This is a genomic window from Pseudoalteromonas sp. QJM3NY_22 (genome assembly GCF_056173065.1).
This window is the reverse complement of sequence record NZ_CM149655.1, coordinates 3530711-3548789: the sequence shown is the minus strand read 5'-3', so window position 1 is coordinate 3548789 and position 18079 is coordinate 3530711. Positions and strand designations below refer to the sequence as shown.

14 protein-coding genes are annotated in these 18079 nt (G+C 37.0%); 4 read left to right on the top strand and 10 right to left on the bottom strand.

Translation table 11 applies throughout. The features are described from left to right. Positions 1-51 precede the first annotated feature (51 nt). Positions 52-1365, bottom strand: coding sequence for a peptidoglycan DD-metalloendopeptidase family protein (locus AC0VZ4_RS16305; RefSeq protein ID WP_096793703.1), 1314 nt, complete (start codon positions 1363-1365; stop codon positions 52-54). 323 nt (positions 1366-1688) lie between these two features. Between AC0VZ4_RS16305 and tyrS the strand changes: the two genes are divergently transcribed. Then, positions 1689-2888, top strand: a complete 1200-nt coding sequence (gene tyrS, locus AC0VZ4_RS16300; RefSeq protein WP_007378401.1) for a tyrosine--tRNA ligase — start codon at positions 1689-1691, stop codon at positions 2886-2888. Positions 2889-2951: 63 nt separating this feature from the next. Here tyrS and AC0VZ4_RS16295 read toward each other — a convergent pair whose 3' ends face one another. The 4 genes from AC0VZ4_RS16295 to folE2 all read right to left on the bottom strand — a co-directional run bounded on the left by AC0VZ4_RS16295 (position 2952) and on the right by folE2 (position 6362). Beyond that, positions 2952-3896, bottom strand: a complete 945-nt coding sequence (locus AC0VZ4_RS16295; RefSeq protein ID WP_475440176.1) for a cobalamin biosynthesis protein CobD/CbiB — start codon at positions 3894-3896, stop codon at positions 2952-2954. After that, positions 3897-4604: a 5'-methylthioadenosine/S-adenosylhomocysteine nucleosidase gene (gene mtnN / locus AC0VZ4_RS16290; RefSeq protein ID WP_008133796.1), complete on the bottom strand. Its 708-nt coding sequence runs from the start codon at positions 4602-4604 to the stop codon at positions 3897-3899. Positions 4605-4729: 125 nt separating this feature from the next. After that, positions 4730-5326, bottom strand: a complete 597-nt coding sequence (locus AC0VZ4_RS16285; RefSeq protein WP_007378398.1) for a DUF2726 domain-containing protein — start codon at positions 5324-5326, stop codon at positions 4730-4732. A 115-nt stretch (positions 5327-5441) separates the two neighbouring features. Then, the gene (gene folE2, locus AC0VZ4_RS16280; protein ID WP_475440175.1) at positions 5442-6362 is read right to left on the bottom strand and encodes a GTP cyclohydrolase FolE2; all 921 of its coding nucleotides are present in this window, start codon (positions 6360-6362) and stop codon (positions 5442-5444) included. A 232-nt stretch (positions 6363-6594) separates the two neighbouring features. On the opposite strand from folE2, the gene arcB reads away from it, so the two are divergent. Beyond that, positions 6595-8913 (top strand): aerobic respiration two-component sensor histidine kinase ArcB, encoded by a 2319-nt coding sequence (arcB, locus tag AC0VZ4_RS16275; RefSeq protein ID WP_475440174.1) that lies wholly within the window; start codon positions 6595-6597, stop codon positions 8911-8913. A gap of 13 nt (positions 8914-8926) precedes the next feature. Here the strand turns inward: arcB and arcA are convergent, their stop codons facing one another. The 4 genes from arcA to trmB all read right to left on the bottom strand — a co-directional run bounded on the left by arcA (position 8927) and on the right by trmB (position 13688). Continuing rightward, the gene (gene arcA, locus AC0VZ4_RS16270; protein WP_007378395.1) at positions 8927-9643 is read right to left on the bottom strand and encodes a two-component system response regulator ArcA; all 717 of its coding nucleotides are present in this window, start codon (positions 9641-9643) and stop codon (positions 8927-8929) included. A 475-nt stretch (positions 9644-10118) separates the two neighbouring features. Then, positions 10119-11723, bottom strand: a complete 1605-nt coding sequence (locus AC0VZ4_RS16265; RefSeq protein WP_475440173.1) for a sensor histidine kinase — start codon at positions 11721-11723, stop codon at positions 10119-10121. A gap of 149 nt (positions 11724-11872) precedes the next feature. Beyond that, positions 11873-12898 (bottom strand): methyltransferase, encoded by a 1026-nt coding sequence (locus AC0VZ4_RS16260; protein WP_008133789.1) that lies wholly within the window; start codon positions 12896-12898, stop codon positions 11873-11875. 64 nt (positions 12899-12962) lie between these two features. Further along, positions 12963-13688, bottom strand: a complete 726-nt coding sequence (trmB, locus tag AC0VZ4_RS16255) for a tRNA (guanosine(46)-N7)-methyltransferase TrmB (RefSeq protein WP_475440172.1) — start codon at positions 13686-13688, stop codon at positions 12963-12965. 161 nt (positions 13689-13849) lie between these two features. Here trmB and mutY point away from each other — a divergent pair, with 161 nt between their 5' ends. Continuing rightward, positions 13850-14911, top strand: a complete 1062-nt coding sequence (gene mutY / locus AC0VZ4_RS16250; protein WP_475440171.1) for an A/G-specific adenine glycosylase — start codon at positions 13850-13852, stop codon at positions 14909-14911. Positions 14912-14944: 33 nt separating this feature from the next. Then, entirely contained in the window at positions 14945-15217 is a 273-nt protein-coding gene (locus tag AC0VZ4_RS16245) for an oxidative damage protection protein (RefSeq protein ID WP_007378389.1), read from the top strand. A 59-nt stretch (positions 15218-15276) separates the two neighbouring features. Here AC0VZ4_RS16245 and AC0VZ4_RS16240 read toward each other — a convergent pair whose 3' ends face one another. Next, entirely contained in the window at positions 15277-18051 is a 2775-nt protein-coding gene (locus AC0VZ4_RS16240) for a hybrid sensor histidine kinase/response regulator (protein ID WP_475440170.1), read from the bottom strand. Positions 18052-18079: the final 28 nt, after the last annotated feature.

The window sequence follows — 18079 nt, the reverse complement described above, 5'->3', positions numbered from 1 at the left end:
GCCTTTGCAGGTTAAACCTGCAAAGGCTTTTTTAATGTTTATTAATAAACTTTATTTAAGTGCTAACTGTAGCTCGCGATTGCGCTCAAGCTGGGCAATAAAGTTATCAGCAATAGGTTTAAACTTGGCAAGTTCTGAGCGAGGTAATGGCTCTGACTTAGGAAGTTTTACAGTTTTAGGGTTACGGTGAACGCCATTTACTAAAAATTCATAGTGTAAATGTGCACCAGTAACACGACCTGTAGAACCTACAGTACCAATTTGTTGGCCCTGTTTAACTTTTTGGCCCGTTTTAACTAGCTTCTTATTTAGGTGTAAGTACTTAGTTACATATTGCGTACCATGGCTAATAAATACGTAGTTACCGTTGTACTTGCTGTAACCCGCTTTAATTACTTTACCGTTACCAGATGCAACAACAGGTGTGCCAGTACGTGCAGCAAAGTCGATACCACGGTGCGCTCTAACTTGCCCAGTAACAGGGTGTAAGCGGCGAGGATTAAAGCTCGAACTAATATACTTAAAGCTTACAGGTGCACGTAAAAATGCTTTTTTCATGCTACGCCCTTCAGGCGTATAAAAATTGCCGTCGGTATGGCGAATAGCTGCAAAGCGCTGACCTTGGTTTACAAATTCAGCTGCAATAATTTTACCGGTACCAATAAACTCGCCATCAACATAGTGAGACTCGTAAATTAAGCCAAATACATCGCCTTTACGAATGTCGTTTGCAAAATCAACATCCCAACCAAATATGTCAGCAAAGTTCATTATTTGGCGTTCGCTTAAACCTGCTGCAATTGCTGAAGTCCAAAAGTTGTTAGATATTTCGCCGCCAGCGGTTTTGGTTAGCGTTTCAATTTCTTTGCTATCAATAGCTGTATCGTAGTTACCTTCTTCATTTAAGGTAACAAATAAAGTATCTGTTTTTGAAATTACATAGCGCAGTTGAGCTAAGGAGCCATCTTCAGCTGTCGCAAAACTAAGTATTTCACCTGGGTGAATTTTAGTCAGTTTGCGAGTCTCTGCATTAGTGTTAATTAGTTTATGAAGCGTTTGAGCCGAAAAACCAGCACGCTTAAAGATAATTGCTAAATTGTCGCCATTTTTAACTTTATGATCGACAAAGTCGTATTCTGGTAACTTTTCTGCTGCTTGCTCTGAATTTAACTCAGTTAATTTTTCGTTGTTATCAACTTTAACTTGTAACTCATAGCGCTTACCAATCTCTAGTGCATTTACACTATTATCTTTAGATGCAGTTGCTTTTTCAGAAGGAAGAAAGAGCAAGCCGGCAATAGCAGAAACCAAACCTAGAATAAGCAATTTGTGTTTTTTGGGGAGGGTGTTAACCACGTGAACCATAACGTGCCTTTTTCTGCTGTCAAGATAATAAATACATAATATTGCAGGATATACCTAATAATGTGCGAATACTAGTGTTTTGTAGATTTAAACTAACGCTGAATTGCGCTAGAATCGAGGTTTGAAGACCTTTTTTAACTGCTTCGTTAACTCAGACTATACGTATTATGTTTAGTTGCATTAATCACTTAAAAAGTTATTTTAATTAGGTAAAATTTGTTATGTTAGTTACATATATAATCTTGGTTTAAACCTGTATTAAATCGAGATAACGCAACTAGCTAGTCGCCTCTTTCGTTGGCAGAATTTTGGAGTAATACACAGTGGATTTACAAACCGCTCTTGCAGAGATAAAACGCGGTGCAGAAGAAATATTAATTGAAGACGAATTAGTTGAAAAACTAAAGACGGGTAAAAAGCTAAAAATAAAAGCGGGTTTTGATCCAACAGCACCCGATTTGCATTTAGGGCACACTGTACTAATTAATAAAATGAAAACCTTTCAAGATCTTGGTCATGAGGTTATTTTCTTAATTGGTGATTTTACAGGCATGATTGGTGACCCAACAGGCAAAAATGTAACGCGTAAACCACTTACTCGTGAAGATGTACTGGCTAATGCTGAAACGTATAAAGAGCAAGTATTTAAAATACTTGATCCAGCAAAAACAACAGTTGCGTTTAACTCTACTTGGATGGAAAAGTTAGGCGCTGCAGGTATGATAAAACTTGCTGCTAATCAAACCGTTGCGCGTATGCTTGAGCGTGATGATTTTAAAAAACGTTACGGTAGCGGTCAGCCAATTGCGATTCATGAATTTTTATATCCACTTGTACAAGGTTGGGATTCGGTTGCACTAGAGTCTGACGTTGAACTGGGTGGTACTGATCAGCGCTTTAACTTGTTAATGGGCCGTGAGCTACAAAAAGTAGAGGGTCAAAAGCCGCAAACAGTATTAATGATGCCATTACTTGAAGGCACTGACGGCGTTCAAAAAATGTCTAAGTCGCTTGGTAACTACATTGGTATTACTGATGCGCCAAACGATATGTTTGGTAAAATAATGTCAATTAGTGATGTGCTAATGTGGCGTTATTACGATTTATTAAGCGCGCTTTCTATTGAGGAAATTGCAGCTCAAAAAGAACGTGTTGAGCAAGGTACTAACCCGCGCGATATTAAAATTGAGCTCGCAAAAGAGTTAATAGCGCGTTTTCATAGTGAAGAAGATGCACAAGCTGCTCATAATGATTTTATTCAACGCTTTCAGAAAAAAGCGCTGCCAGATGAAATCCCTGAGCTGACAGTAACAATTGCCGAAGATGCTATTTTAATTGCTAACTTGCTTAAAGAAGCAAACTTAGTCGTAAGTACATCAGAAGCAATGCGTATGATTAAGCAAGGTGCAGTTAAACTTAACGGTGAAGATAAAATCACCGATACCAAACTTGAAATAGCAAAAGGCACAACGGCTATTTACCAAGTAGGTAAACGTAAGTTTGCAAACATCACTGTAGCTTAAACACAGTTTAAAAACGTAAAAACCAGCCTCGGCTGGTTTTTTTGTGCTCGTATTTTGAGCTCTTTAAATCACTTTTAATATTTCTATGCTGACTATCACTAACAACCAAAATACACGTGCCTGATTCAGTCTATTAATTATTACGGGTACATCATTGGGTGTGGGTAATCTATCAGTACCAATACGCATTTTATTAAAGCGAGTTCCAAAATAAACAGCTGGTCCGCCTAGTTGTACCCCAATAGATGCAGAGCATGTACTGAGTAGCCAGCCCGTATTTGTTTGATAAAAGTGCCGGCCATAATGCTTTATATAATGCATGCTTTGTTTGCTGGCTTTGCTTGCAGCAATTGTTAATGCAAGCAGCCGTATTGGAATAAATTCGATTATAAACAAAAGTATTTTAAGCGGTTTTAAAAAGTGGCTATTGGGTGATATATCGGTGCGCCAAGCTTGCTGCATTAAAGTGAGAAGTCGATATGCTAAAGCGGCAATCGGGCCAAACAATAAAAATATGAATATAACCACAAAGTAATTACGAGCAGTTCGTAAGATTAAGCTTTCAATTAAGGCTTTAATTATACCTGGTGCTGATAGTTTATTAACCTCTCTGGCAAGTAATGGCTTTAATAGTTCACGCGCGGTAGATTTTTGGTTTTGTTTTACTAACTTTGCAATACGCAGCGCTTTTTTATCAATACTTTTACTTTCGAGGCATAAATATAAAATAAGGCCTGCGAGTAATTCAGGGTAAAAAGCGAATTCAAGCAATAGCACCACAATAATGAGAATGACACTTAAAATAAGCGTGCTTGCGAGTGTTGCAGCTAAATATTGGTAACTTTTAGGTTCTTTGCTTTTATATATACGCTTACCAATAGCACTAAAAACAGCATTTAACGCTGTATTGGGGTGATACCAACTAACAAGAGGAATAAAGCGCTCAGCAAAGAGCGCTATAATAAAGGCAATAAAGTCCAAATGGTTCTGAACAATATTGCTAAGCATTTAAAGGCTTACAGCCGTTAGTTTTTCTAAAAGTGCGACAACCATTTTAGATGAGTTGATTGAAGCTGTTTCTAAGTACTCTTCAAATGATTGCGGCGACTCTTTTCCGGCAATGTCAGACATAGAGCGAATAACAACAAACGGTGTATTAAGTGTAAAACATGTTTGTGCAATTGAAGCACCTTCCATTTCAACGGCAAGCATTGTAGGAAAATCGCTGCGTGCTTTATCAATGCGTACAGGGTCACACATAAATGTGTCGCCAGTACAAATTAAGCCCACTAATGTTTTAACATCACTAATTTTTGCGATTGTTTGCTCTGCTGCTTCAACCAATTTAGGGTGAGCTGCAAAGCCTGCTGGCATTTGTGGTACTTGGCCAATCTCATAACCAAAAGCAGTGACGTCTACATCATGGTGACGTACTTCTGACGAAATGACTACGTCGCCAACACTTAGCGATGGATCGAATCCACCGGCTGAGCCTGTGTTAATTACACAGTCAGGTTTAAAGTTATCGATAAGTAAGGTGGTTGCAATAGTTGATGCCACTTTACCAATACCAGATTGAACAAGTGTTACTGTGTTGCCAGCTAGTTCGCCAGTATAAAAAGTGAAACCTGCTTTAGTTAAAATTTGTGGATTTTGCATAGCTTCGCGTAAAATTTTAACTTCTGGCTCCATTGCGCCAATAATACCAACATTCATAATGTTTAATTCCTGAGTTTGAATGACTTGATTATACGTGAAGTTAGCCATAAAAAACAAAAAAGCGAGCAGTTTTCACGGCTCGCTTAAAATACTTTTAGAAACGTGTTTAGCTCAGAGTATTACTAAATTTCAGCTAAAGCTGTTGTTTGTGCCTTTGCTTGAGAAGGTGATAGTACTGCCGGTTTATGAACACGATTACGAATTGGGCGTTTTGCTTGAGAGGCGCCAGGTTTACCAATTTTATACATAATAGCATCGCGTACTTCAGAAGGGCGGTATCCCGACTTTACTTTCATTCGAATATGAGGAATACCTGCTGCTTCAAGTGCACCATTAACAAACCAATCACGCTGTGCTTTGTGGCCATCTTTATTTGCGTTATTAACTAAATCAACTGCGGCTACAATAGTCATTTTATCTTTATCGATTAATACAAAATCAAGTTGTTTATTTTTTGCTTTAGCAATTGCTGCACGTTTAGATTTAGGTGATAAGCCTTCTTTACAATCAATTACATCGACTAATTTTACGCGGCTTACAATTTTGTATTGATCGCCAACAGCACGTTCTAATAAACTTAAAAAGGCACTCTCTACTTGTGTAAATACGCTCTGCTTGCGAGTAAATGGATACGGATTCCCACCATCGTCACTAAATTTTGATACAACAACAGACGCACCCACAACTAATACTAAAATAGATAATAAAGCGAATTCCATACGGTAACCTCATAACAACAAATTGACACTGCATAACTAAAGCAATTAGTGTGCCTAAATAATGTGTATTAAGGTTTTATTGTTATCGCGTTTTTATGCTTTATTCAGTTTATGGTTAAGCTTGATAACCGTTAGTGAGCCCTTTAACTGCAATAGCAACTGCATCATGGGCATGGAGTGATTCATAATGGTTTATTTGTAGCCAATAATCTGCGTAATTATTATGTTCAAGTAATGCTTTTATTTTACGTGCAGCATCTTCGCAAAACATTAAGTTTTGACCATTCAAACGAGCAAACTCCTGTTCATCTTCGCGCTTAACTGCGGCTTGAACAGGTGTTTTTAGTTCCTCCTCAAGCATGTTTATTAAATTTACGACGTCAAATTCATCAGTTTTGCTATTAAGTTTTACTTTTACATTAGCAATAGAGCGTTGTGAGTGAGGGGTGGCAACAATACCTTGCGTTGTACCAAGCCACTCATGTACGTCTTTCTGGCTCAGTGTTTCTTGATTAAACTTTTCACTAAATGCATTTTGTATCAGCTGACGAGCAAGCGCCGCTGAACAGGGGCAGGTTGAAGAATAAGTAACGTTGACTGTTAGCTCATAATGAATATTGTTATTTTCAAGTGTACTAGTGAGCGTAATTGGATAGCTTTTCCAACCTGTTTTACCACTTAGTAGTGATTTACGGCGTAATGGTAGTTCAAATTTAAATTCAATTTGTGCTTTATCGCTCAGGCCTTCGTGACTAGTAATAAATGTATCGAGTGCTTGCGCTATAGTTTGAGGGTTAACTTGCTGCTCAGTAGACAACATATCAAGGGCTAAAAATAGGCGCGACATATGAATGCCTTTAGCCTCTTTTTTGTGAAGGTTAACAAATGCACGGGCTTTAGCATTAACAGTAACAGGCGCTAAATCACGGGATTCAAAAATGAATGGCAGCTCAATTTCACCCATACCAACCCAGTCTAATTTACCTGTTTGTAAAGCGGGGGCGGTGTCAGCTATATCGGGCATATTAGTTTGCATGGTATGTTACTCGTTAATTGCAATGATAAGGCGTCGTATTTTACACGAAATAATCATCTCCTGAAATGAGGACTTTAATAGTGTTTACTTTCGAGCATGAATTTTTTCTGTTTTTGTCGCACAACATGAAAATAGCTAATAGAAAAATGCTAAAATCGGCAAAAATAGTATGTTTAGCAATTTTTACTGCCTTACTTATGTTTAAGCACACCGCTAAGAGATAAAATTACGTATGACCGATTATTCTTTGAGCCCTTGGGTTCGGGTACTTTCCAGCTTAATAACACGATTTGGTGAGTTTAAAACTGCCGCTATTTGTTATTCTTTATTATTAGCCGCATCTCTTATTTTATCGAGCATGTTTTATTATGTCGCAATAGGTGAATTTAACTTTGTTGATATTTTAGCCGTGGTTTTTTTTGCTGCTGTTGTGTCTCCGCTAATTATTAGTGTGCTACTCAATTCAATCCGTCAGTTAGACGCCTCATATGCATATTTAGATAGCGCAACCAAACAAGAAAAATTACTAAATCAGACGCTTAAAGATAATATCAGCCGATTAAATATTGAAATTGATGAACGTAAAATGGCATTTCATGCTAAGCATCGCGCTATTGAAGAGTTACGCCGAGAAATAGCAGAACGTAAAAAAACACAGCAAGAGTTAGCACAACAAAGTATGTTGCAACGTTCTATTGTTGACTCATCACCTGATTTATTTTATTACCGCGATAATAATGGTGTGTTTGCTGGATGTAATAAAGTATTTGAAGAAGTGATGGGAAAGTCCAGCAGTGAGCTTATTGGTAAAACAGTTGAGCAAATATTTCCAAGTGATTTTCTATCTGAAGTTTTAAGAACCGATAAAGAAGTAGAGCAAAATCATCAACCCCTAACTATCGATGTTGGTTACGAAGTAAACGGTGAAACTCGTTGGTTTGAACTACGTAAACTTCCTTTTATTAATGATGAGGGCGATTACATAGGTTTACTTGGCTTTGGCCGTGACATCACCAGCCGAAAAGAAGCCGCGCAAGCACTTGAAACAGCATATAAAGATAAAGGGAAGTTTATTGCAACATTGAGTCATGAGTTACGTACTCCGCTAAATGGTATTGTTGGGTTAACTCGGATGTTACTTGATACGGATCTTAATAAACAGCAACGCAGTTGGTGTAATACAGTCTTCTCGAGTGCTGAAACATTAGGTAATATTTTTAACGATATTATAGATTTAGATAAAATAGATAGAGAACAACTCGATATAGCCACTAATTCAATTAATGTTTCTGACTTCATTAATGACGTTGTGAATTTTGCTGGGCTTATTGCTGAACAAAAAGAACTAAAGTTTAATATTGAGCGTCATGGTGTGCTTGACGTATATGCAGAGTTAGATCCGACCCGATTGCGTCAGGTTGTATGGAACTTAATTAATAACGCTGTTAAGTTTACTCAGCAAGGTGAAGTTAAGCTTGTTTGCCGTAGAGAAAATCGCTCTGAAGGCGCTTGGTTAGTCATGAAAATTTCAGATACAGGCCAAGGCATACCGCAAGAGCAGCTCCCGCGAATATTTGATATGTATTATAAAGCACCAGATATAAAAGGGACTAATGCAATTGGTTCAGGAATAGGACTTGCTGTTACAAAGGCCTTAGTGAGTGCTATGAATGGTATTATCACTGTCGATAGTACCGAAGGGAAGGGCAGTTGTTTTACGGTTCAAATACCGTTAAGCCTCTGTATTGCTCCAACGGAACAAGGTTATGTTGGTCGAAGCTTGCATATTTTACTGGTAGAAGATGTGCCGCTCAATGCAGAGATTGCGACTAACTTATTAGAGCAGCGAGGACACGAAGTATTATGGGCCGAAACAGGTGAAGATGCTCTATCTTTTGTTGAAACTGAAGACGATTTAGATTTAATTTTACTTGATATGCAATTACCAGATATAAATGGTGACGAAGTAGCTAGGCAGATACGAGCAGATAGTTATTTTGATAAATTACCGATTGTTGCACTTACTGCTAACGTTCGAAGCGCAGAAGAAGAGCTTGCGGGAATATCAATACAAGGAGCACTTGCTAAACCTATTAATACAGTGAAACTTGATAAAATGCTTGCTGACCTATTTGATATTAAAAAAATAGAGAATAAAGCGCCTCAGTTAAAAGTAAGTGCAGAAGCACTTAAAGGCATTGATGCTCATTTACTTGATGTTGAGACAATAGAAGACTTTGTTAACTCAATGGGAGTGGTTGTATTTAAACGCAGTAGTCAGTTGTTTGAAAAGTTAAACCCACAATACCAACAAGAGTTACTTGCTTCATTAAATAGCGGTGATAGAGAAGAGTACAAATCGGTAGCGCACAAGCTTAAAGGAGCCGCTGGATCTGTTGGTTTAAATGATGTGCAACTTCATGCAAAAGTAATGGAATATGGCGCTATTGATGAAACTGATGAAGTTTTGAACGAATGGTTAGATGTTCTAGCAGATAAAATAAATGAAGGACAACAAGCCCTTCATTTATTTTTACAGCAATTAGAGTAAATGTTCGTTCTAATTAGCTATCAATTTTACCAATAAAGCGATAACCCTCACCATGGATAGTGCTGATTAACTCTGATGTTGAGTTGTCGCTTTCAAAGTGTTTACGAATACGACGAATTGTAACATCAACAGTACGGTCGTTTGCACGAAGCTCACGGCCCGTCATGTGTTTAATTAATTGCTCACGGCTAAAAATGCGGCCAGGGGAATCAAGCATTAAACGCAGTGCTCTGTACTCACCTTTAGGTAAACGCTTAGCATCACCATTGGGAGATGTTAGGCAACGGCTGTTTTCATCAAGTTCCCAACCATTAAATGTAATAACACCATTTGTTTCTAGTGCTGATTCTTCACCACCTAGCGCTGTACGTGTAATTAGGTTACGCGCTCTAATTGTCAGTTCGCGTGGGTTAAACGGTTTAGTGATATAATCATCAGCACCAATTTCAAGCCCCAAGATACGATCAACATCGTTATCTCGACCCGTTAAGAAGATAAGGCCCACTTTGCGCTTTTGGCGTAATTCACGAGCTAATATAAGACCGTTTTTACCTGGAAGATTGATATCCATAACTACAAGATTAACGTCATCGTTATTTGTAAGCTTGTCATGCATGTCATCGCCATCAATGGCTTCAATAACTTTGTAACCTTCAGCTTCAAATAAACTAACGAGGTTTAGTCGAGTTACGTCTTCATCCTCTACGATTAGAATGACTGGCGTTTGCATTATTAATTAACCTTTTGGATTATTTACAAAAAAATCGGTATTACACATAAAACCGATTACTAGAGATTATAGGATTATATCCAATTGTTAACAAGAAAAAACAATGTGGATAAATTTTAAACAGTAGCGTATTCAAAGTTTACTAAAAAGGGCCGTGCAAAAACTACTGTTTAATAGATATATCTACGGATGTACTCATTTGAATAGTAAAGTCGAAGCCATTTTCTTTTAATAATCGATACATCCATCAATTATGTAAAAGTGCTTAAAATAATCAAACCAATTCAAAGCGAAATTATATCATCATCTAACCTTTCATCAATGTATGTGATATCACAAAGATGATAAAGTTCACAAATGACTTCGTATTAATTATTTAATATTACGTATTTTACCACATGCACTCTTTATGTGGTCATTAAGTAGTAATTCAAGGACTAAATTTTAAATTAATGTACTTTTTAGTTATATTCCATTAAGGAATTGTAATTATAAAGCGTGCACCCTGTTGTTCTTCTAGATCAAAGAGTATTCGCCCCCCAAGTGATTGCGTAACTAAATTATAAACTAGATGCATTCCAAGACCGCTTGCACCTTGCCCTCTTTTAGATGTAACAAAGGGGTCAAAAATTCTATGCTTAATACTGTTATCTACACCTTGGCCATTGTCACTATAAACGATAGTGAGTTGTTTCCCGATTAGCTCAATATCAAAGCGTATTTTGTTGTTTTCAGCATCTAAAAAACCATGAATTACAGAATTAAGTAATAGTTGTTGAAATATTTGCTGTAACGGTTCTGATTTACTCTGTATGGCTAAATCAGTAGGACAATTAATAGTAACGACAGGGTTTTTATCGGTAAGCTCTGATTGCATTGATGTTAGAACATCGCTGATAAGCTTATGGATGTTTAAATTGGTATTATCACCATCATCTTGGATAACCGCAACTTTTTTAAAGTTAGAAATTAAATCAGCAGCGCGATTTAAGTTACGATAAATTAAATCAAGATTTTCTATACCTTCATCTATAAAGTTTTTTAATTGGTTAGACGTAAGTTTTTTATCATCAAAGCTTAGTTTTATATCAGCGAGTTTATCACGCAACAACGTAGAGCCGGTGATCCCAAGTCCAATCGGTGTATTAACCTCATGAGCAACGCCTGCAACCATTTGCCCAAGTGAGGCCATTTTTTCATTTTCTACAATTTGTGTTTGATACTGGTGCATACGCTCAAGTGTCGTTAAAAGATCTTGATTTGCTTCTCTAAGTGCAATAGTACGTCGATTTACTTTTTCTTCTAGATTCTGGTTTAATTGTTTTATTTCTTCTTTATCTTTTTCGTGTCGGGTAAGTTGCTTTTGAGTTCGGGCAAGCATGATATTTAAACTGTTAGAAAGCGCGGTAATTTCTTTTACATTGGTTGATGGCGCTCGTGCGTCGTAATTATGGTTCTTTGATACGTCTTGCAATAGTCTGTTTAAATGCTCAATTGGCTTTGCAATCCGTTTTTGTACTTTTATAGCAATAAAGTACACCACAATAAGTATTAGTAGCGTTAAAAATATATCGATTAGTATTTTTTGTTTTATATATACATCAAGGCTCTCAAGGCTTCCACGCATGTAAACGTAGCCAACTAATTTTTCATCATTTAAAATTGGGCGTATAAGTTCAATATATTCATTGTTGATACGTGGTGTTTCTAATTCGTCAATGCTATCTATTCTAAGTGGCACCGGAGGTGTTTTTTTTGCATTAAAACTGATAAAAAAAACTGGTTTTTGTGAGGTTTTTTCTATTGAATAAATATGGATGTTTTTAACAAGTGGGATTTTATCAAACGATTTAAGCCGTCTTTCTTCATTTTTTCTATTGTTTGTTATTACAGAGTTTCCTGCATCAAAAGCAACAATTTCAGAAAGAATAACCAGTTTGCTAATAATTAACTGCTTTTGTTCTTTAACACTTAAATAAGTTGAAATAGAAATAGATAACGACAAGCAAATAGCTGTTATAAGCATAATTAAGTTTATTAGCGCTTTGCGAATACTACTTTGATGTACTTTTTTAGGCATTGTTTGATTGTCGCCTGAGTTAATTTAATTAGTTAAGGTTATAGTTTAGCAAAGACGCAGAAAAATGAAGGAAAAAACGAGGCTAATTCTTATATTTATTCGAAAGTTAGCGCGAGCACTTAACGTGCTCAATCAGTTAAATATTTAAATTAGCTACTATAAACAGCAAATTTATTATTTTTAAATACCGTTTGATAGTCTGCAAATTGAGACTCTAGAATAGGCGGGTACTTTAAAAAGCTGTTAGCAACAATATTCAGCTTGCCCACTTTCGTCAAATGTAATTTTGCGTTTGCAAGAAAAGTTTCAGCAACAGTGTAATCAGTTGCAATACCAGTATGAAATGGTGGGTTACTTACAATTAAATCAAATTTTCCGCTAATATTTTTCAGACCATCGCTTAATATAGCAATGCCTTTTATACCATTTAGCTTTAAAGTTTGTTCTGTTGCATATGTTGCTAAGGCGCTAACATCGCTACAGACAAACTCAAGGGCTGAGTTTTGCAGTCCTAAATAGGTTGCTATTAAACCAGCGCCGCAGCCAAAGTCGAGCACTTTACCTTGTTTTATCGTTGGTGCGTTTTCAAGTAGTATTTTTGTTCCTGCATCCAAACTGCCGTGGTTAAATACCCCAGGAACACTAATAGCTGTAAACTCAGTGTCGGCAACATTAACAACAAACTTTTTGTGATAGGTCGTAATATCAAAGTGTGGGTGTTTGGTTATTTCAGCAAATGAGTAAAGAACGCAGTGCTTAGCTGAATCAATCTTGTTACTAAACTCAGCTTTACCAGCTAATTGTTTTTCAATTGATTTAACACCACTTTTGTTTTCACCTACCACCAATAGCTCGGCATCATCAGTAATAGCAGAGCGGATATTATCAAGTGCCATAAGTAATTCTGGTTTTGATTTAGGGTAGTAAAGAATAACTAAATCGTAGTCGTTACCAGGTATTGTGTGACTTACATGAATATCAACATCTTTGGTGTTTTTAGCAAACTCTCCGTTAGCATGGTTGTAGCTAAATGCAGTTACTTTGCTTTGCGGGTTAAGTTCTTTAAGCTCTGTTAAAAAGCCATCTTGAACAAAGTTGACCACCAAGATAGATTTACCCGTTAGTGCCTCGCTATTTCGAAGTAACAGTAAACTTGGGTTGGTTAATACGCTCATAAATGGCTTTGCCTTACAGTATGTTTAGTTTTATTAAAAGTGAGATTAAGTAATTAAAATTTAATTACTCAGTACGCTCAAACATTAAATCCCATACGCCGTGGCCTAAACGATGGCCGCGTTGCTCAAACTTAGTAAGAGGGCGCAAATCTGGGCGTGGAACATAATCGTTTGTTTCAGATTGGTTTTTAAAACCAGGTGCCACTTCCATAACTTCAAGCATATGCTCTGCGTAGTTTTCCCAATCTGTAGCCATGTGAAAAACACCGCCCATTTTTAATTGAGTTCTTAATTTTTCAACAAACTCAGCTTGTACAATACGACGTTTATGATGACGTTTTTTATGCCAAGGATCAGGGAAAAATAATTGCAGTGTGGTTAAGCTTTCATTAGGTATGCAATCTGCAAGTACTTCAACTGCATCGTGTTCAAAAATACGTAAGTTGGTAATGCCTGCTTCATCGGCATCCATTAAACAAGCACCAACGCCTGGGCGGTGTACTTCAATACCGATAAAGTTTAGATGTGGGGCATTTGTTGCCATTTCGACAAGCGATTTACCCATACCAAAACCAATTTCTACGACTACATCGTTGTTGTTGCCAAAAACTTCGCTTAAATCAAGCATACCGTTTTTATGCTCTAGGCCCATTGTTGGCCAGCATTTTTCGATTGCAGCGGCTTGGCCTTTGGTTAATCGACCTTCGCGTTTTACAAAACTACGAATGGTGCGGATGTATTTACCTTCTTGCTTAGCTTGCTCAAGGTTAGTGTTGCTTGATTCACTCATATTATTGGCCTGACAAAAACAATGTGTTTAAAAATGGTTGCATATTATCCCTGACCGAGCCCGCAATCACAAGTATTAGCTGGTTTTACACCCCGTATAGCTTGATCTTTTTGTTAACTGCAATAGACTGAGCCGCCATTGGGCATCAGTAAAAGTTAAAAATGTTGGATTTAAATAAAGAACAGTCACACTTTTTTTCTAATCAAGTTGTTGATTGGTATCACCTTCATGGGCGTAAAACACTCCCGTGGCAACTAGGTAAAACTCCTTATAAAGTGTGGGTGTCTGAAGTGATGCTGCAGCAAACCCAAGTTATAACTGTTATTCCGTATTTTGAGAAATTTATGGAGAGCTTTCCAGATATCATAGCTTTGGCCGATGCTGATGAAGATCAAGTATTACACCACTGGACTGGTTTGGGTTATTACGCACGTGCGCGCAACTTACATAAAACGGCTAAAATAGTGCGTGACAAATACCAAGGTGAGTTTCCGAAAACACTCGATGAAGTAATGGATTTACCTGGAATAGGGCGCTCTACTGCCGGGGCTGTTTTATCATTGTCGCTTGGGCAGCATCACCCTATTTTAGATGGGAACGTGAAGCGAGTTTTAGTGCGCTATTTTATGATTGAGGGCTGGTACGGCGTTAAAAAAGTCGAAAACCAGCTTTGGCATTTATCAGAGCAGTTAACGCCTAAAGATAATGTTACCGAGTTTAATCAAGCTATGATGGATTTAGGGTCGAGTGTTTGCTCACGCAGTCGGTTTGATTGCGAGGCTTGCCCATTAAACTCAGGCTGTGGTGCTTTTAATGCAGGCAAGGTAAAAGAGTTCCCACATTCAAAACCTAAAAAAACAACGCCTAAAAAAAGCTGTCATCAGTTAATAATTAAGTGTAATGACAAAGTTTTAATGGAAAAGCGACCTAATTCGGGAATTTGGGGGGGGTTATTTGGCTTTTTTGAATTTGCTGAGTACGCAGATCTAGAATTATTTATGGCGCAGCAAGGGTTTAAGGCTCAGCTAAAACAGCTTGATCCATTTGCACATATATTTTCGCATTTTGAACTAACGATAAATCCACACGTACTGAATATAGAGTGTATTCCTGATGTTGTTAATGACAGACAGTTAATATGGTATCCATTAGATCAGTCGATAGAAGTTGGTTTGGCCGCACCGACTAAAAAGTTGGTTAAACAAATTGCACCAATAGGTTAAACTGTTTGCATTTATCGCTAAAGAGAATTAATTATGGCACGTACAGTATTTTGTCAAAAGTTACAAAAAGAAGCAGAAGGTCTTGGGTTTCAATTATACCCAGGTGAAATTGGCGAAAAGATTTTTAATAATATTTCCAAAGAAGCATTTGCTCAGTGGCAACATAAGCAAACAATGCTGATTAACGAAAAGCATTTAAATATGATGGATCCAGAACATCGTATATTTTTAGAAGAGCAGATGGTTGGCTTTTTGTTTGAAAATAAAGATGTAGAAATTGAAGGTTATAGACCTCCAGAAAAGTAATTTTACTTTAAATTAAAAAGGGCTGTCTAACAGCCCTTTTTAATTTTGTTAAACGATAGCTAAATTAGCTCATCGTCTTGTGAGGTAATTTTAACTTGTTCTTTTAAAAATTGAGCCGCTTTTGAATATTCAATCTCTAACTTATCTCTTAAATTAATTAGCTCATCACTTGTTAGTTCATCAGCCTTACATTTATCTTCAAATGACGTTGCTAAATCGGCCACCATTTGCGCACCGATTGTCTTTGATATTGACTTTAACTGGTGACAGCCTTCAATTATTTCATTTAAGTCACTTACCATAACACCCGAATTAATAGATTTAATTAAACTTTGGCTTTGTTCTAAATACATTTTGAAAAAACGCATTTGTTTAGCTTTATCACCGTTTACATATTTAGCAACGGCATCCATATCAACAGGTAAAGTGGTATTTTGATGAATAACAACATTTTTACCGTTGTTTTGTTTATCGCTCCAGCGTTTTAAAGTACTTTCTAATGCATTCAATTCAATGGGTTTAGTGATGAAATCATTAATACCTACTGCTAAACAGCGCTCTTTCTCACCTTTTAAAGCATTGGCCGTGACGGCTACAATATAAGGCTGGGCATCGATTGCTTCTAGTAACTCAGCTTCACCTCGGATTTTTTCAACCATGTCGTAGCCAGACATTTTAGGCATATGTAAATCAGTTAAAATAAGTGAGTAATTGCCTTTACGCCACATATTAAGGCCTTCTACGCCATCATTGGCAACTTCTACTCCGTAACCCAATATGTGTAACTGGTCGGTTAATACCTGTTGATTTAAGAGGTTATCTTCAACAAGTAGTATTAGTTTGTTAGCTTGTCGGGCTTGCTCAACATTTAAATAGTTGTTAAGCGTTTTAGTTTTTTTAATCTGTTTTGGTTGGTGCAGGCCAGCGGCAACAAGTATTGAAAGCATAAAGTTAGATTTACATAATGGAGCTGCATTAATATAAAAAATATTTTTATGATTTATGGCTGCTTCATCTAGTTTGCTCAGCACTACCACTTGTTGGTTATTATCTTCCAAAGAATAAAGCAAACGTCTCAAAAGTGCGTTAATTTTATCCATATTGTCGATACCGTTGACGACCCAAACTATATCCGGATCATATTGATGCTCTTCAATTTCCTGCTCATTATACACATTCGTTATTTTAGCACCCATAAATGATAAATAACGATACATTACTTTTTGACGCTCAAGGTGATTACTCACAACAACAATATGTTTAGCGTTTAATGCTCCTTTGTGATCATATTTTATTTTCCCCGAAGTGCTAAATGGGAGCTCAACAGTGAATTCACTACCAATGCCAATATGGCTGTTTACGTGTATGGTTCCAAGCATTAGCTCTGTTAAGCTTTTACAAATAGATAAGCCTAAACCGGTACCGCCATATTCTCTTGTAATTGAGTTTTCTGCTTGAATAAATGGATTGAATATTTCTCGCAATTGAGCTTGTGTCATCCCTTTACCGTTATCGGTTACACAAAAACGTAAAGTGAAGTGATCGGCTGTATTATGTGCAACTTCAACTGAAATTTTCACATGGCCCTGCGTTTTTTCATCCGTGCTAGTAAATTTAATTGCATTACTACATAAGTTATAGAGTACTTGGCGTACTCGAACAGTATCACCTATAAGGTTAATCGGAATGTCTGGGGCAATAGATAGCTCTAAATCAAGCTCACGTTTTTTTGCCACTGAGGAAAGCACTCGAGCAACTTCTTCAATAGTATCAGTTACTGAAAATGGGATTGGGTCTATATTGAGTTTACCAGCTTCAATTTTTGAGAAATCTAAAATGTCGTCCAATATACTTAGTAGAGAAAATGCAGACTCACGAATAATGGTACTCAGACGATGCTGAGCGCCATCAAGCTCTGTTTGACGAAGTAAATCAATAGTACCTATAACACCATTCATCGGTGTTCTGATTTCGTGACTCATAGTCGCTAAAAAAGTTGTTTTAGTTTCACTTGCTCGTTCGGCCTTTAACGTTGCTTGTTCAAGGGCCAGTGTGCGGTTGTGCACTTCTGTTTCTAAGCTGTTTTGAAGCTTTTGTAGCTCTTTTTGGGCTGTGTCGTTATTTGTCATTGCCGTTTGTACTTTTTGCAGCAACAGATTAATATTTTGCGCAACAACATTTAAACCTATTTCAAGTTGTTCACTTACATTACTATCGTAATTACCGTTCTCAGCGATGGCTTGAAGCTCTTCGGTTAGCAAACCAGTGCTTTCACGTAAGCGATTGTTTATATAAGCATTAAACATTAATGCAAATATAAACAGTGCTATAACACTGGCAATAGCGATTAGATAGGGAACAACTTGGGAGTTCTGCATGGTAAGTAAAAGGTTGGATTGCTTTTGCTTAATTATAAGCTCTCCAATAGGTTGGTCGTTTAACATTAGTAAGTGATGTAAAACACCATCGTCAATTAGGTGCTCATTTAGTTTAATAGAAGCGATTGCTGGTTTGGTACTGCTATATACTAATTCTGTTTGTGAAGTGGAGTTAAAGCGATACAAAGTGTAATGAAAGTCATTATTTAATAATGAGGTTAAATCGAGTAACTGCCTTACTTTACCTTGGCCATACATAGTTAAAGCATCGACCATAGGTAAATCAAGCCTAGTTGCGAGATCTGCAATATTTATAGACGGCTCTATTTTTTCAGAACGAGTTTGATTTTGTGAGTAAAGTGAATAGGCAACAATAGCAAGCGATGTCACTACTATATTAATGATTAAAAAAAGAGGTAGTAAGCCCTTTACCGGCGAAGAATATTTACTCTGCATTGATTGTTCCCGTTGGTATATTTTACTA

Coding starts and splice junctions, on each gene's coding strand:
- AC0VZ4_RS16240 (WP_475440170.1), bottom strand. CDS start 18,051: ATGCAGAGTAAATATTCTTCGCCGGTAAAGGGCTTACTACCTCTTTTT.
- arcB (WP_475440174.1), top strand. CDS start 6,595: ATGACCGATTATTCTTTGAGCCCTTGGGTTCGGGTACTTTCCAGCTTA.
- arcA (WP_007378395.1), bottom strand. CDS start 9,643: ATGCAAACGCCAGTCATTCTAATCGTAGAGGATGAAGACGTAACTCGA.
- AC0VZ4_RS16285 (WP_007378398.1), bottom strand. CDS start 5,326: ATGGAATTCGCTTTATTATCTATTTTAGTATTAGTTGTGGGTGCGTCT.
- folE2 (WP_475440175.1), bottom strand. CDS start 6,362: ATGCAAACTAATATGCCCGATATAGCTGACACCGCCCCCGCTTTACAA.
- trmB (WP_475440172.1), bottom strand. CDS start 13,688: ATGAGTGAATCAAGCAACACTAACCTTGAGCAAGCTAAGCAAGAAGGT.
- mutY (WP_475440171.1), top strand. CDS start 13,850: ATGTTGGATTTAAATAAAGAACAGTCACACTTTTTTTCTAATCAAGTT.
- AC0VZ4_RS16260 (WP_008133789.1), bottom strand. CDS start 12,898: ATGAGCGTATTAACCAACCCAAGTTTACTGTTACTTCGAAATAGCGAG.
- mtnN (WP_008133796.1), bottom strand. CDS start 4,604: ATGAATGTTGGTATTATTGGCGCAATGGAGCCAGAAGTTAAAATTTTA.
- AC0VZ4_RS16305 (WP_096793703.1), bottom strand. CDS start 1,365: ATGGTTCACGTGGTTAACACCCTCCCCAAAAAACACAAATTGCTTATT.
- AC0VZ4_RS16245 (WP_007378389.1), top strand. CDS start 14,945: ATGGCACGTACAGTATTTTGTCAAAAGTTACAAAAAGAAGCAGAAGGT.
- AC0VZ4_RS16265 (WP_475440173.1), bottom strand. CDS start 11,723: ATGCCTAAAAAAGTACATCAAAGTAGTATTCGCAAAGCGCTAATAAAC.
- AC0VZ4_RS16295 (WP_475440176.1), bottom strand. CDS start 3,896: ATGCTTAGCAATATTGTTCAGAACCATTTGGACTTTATTGCCTTTATT.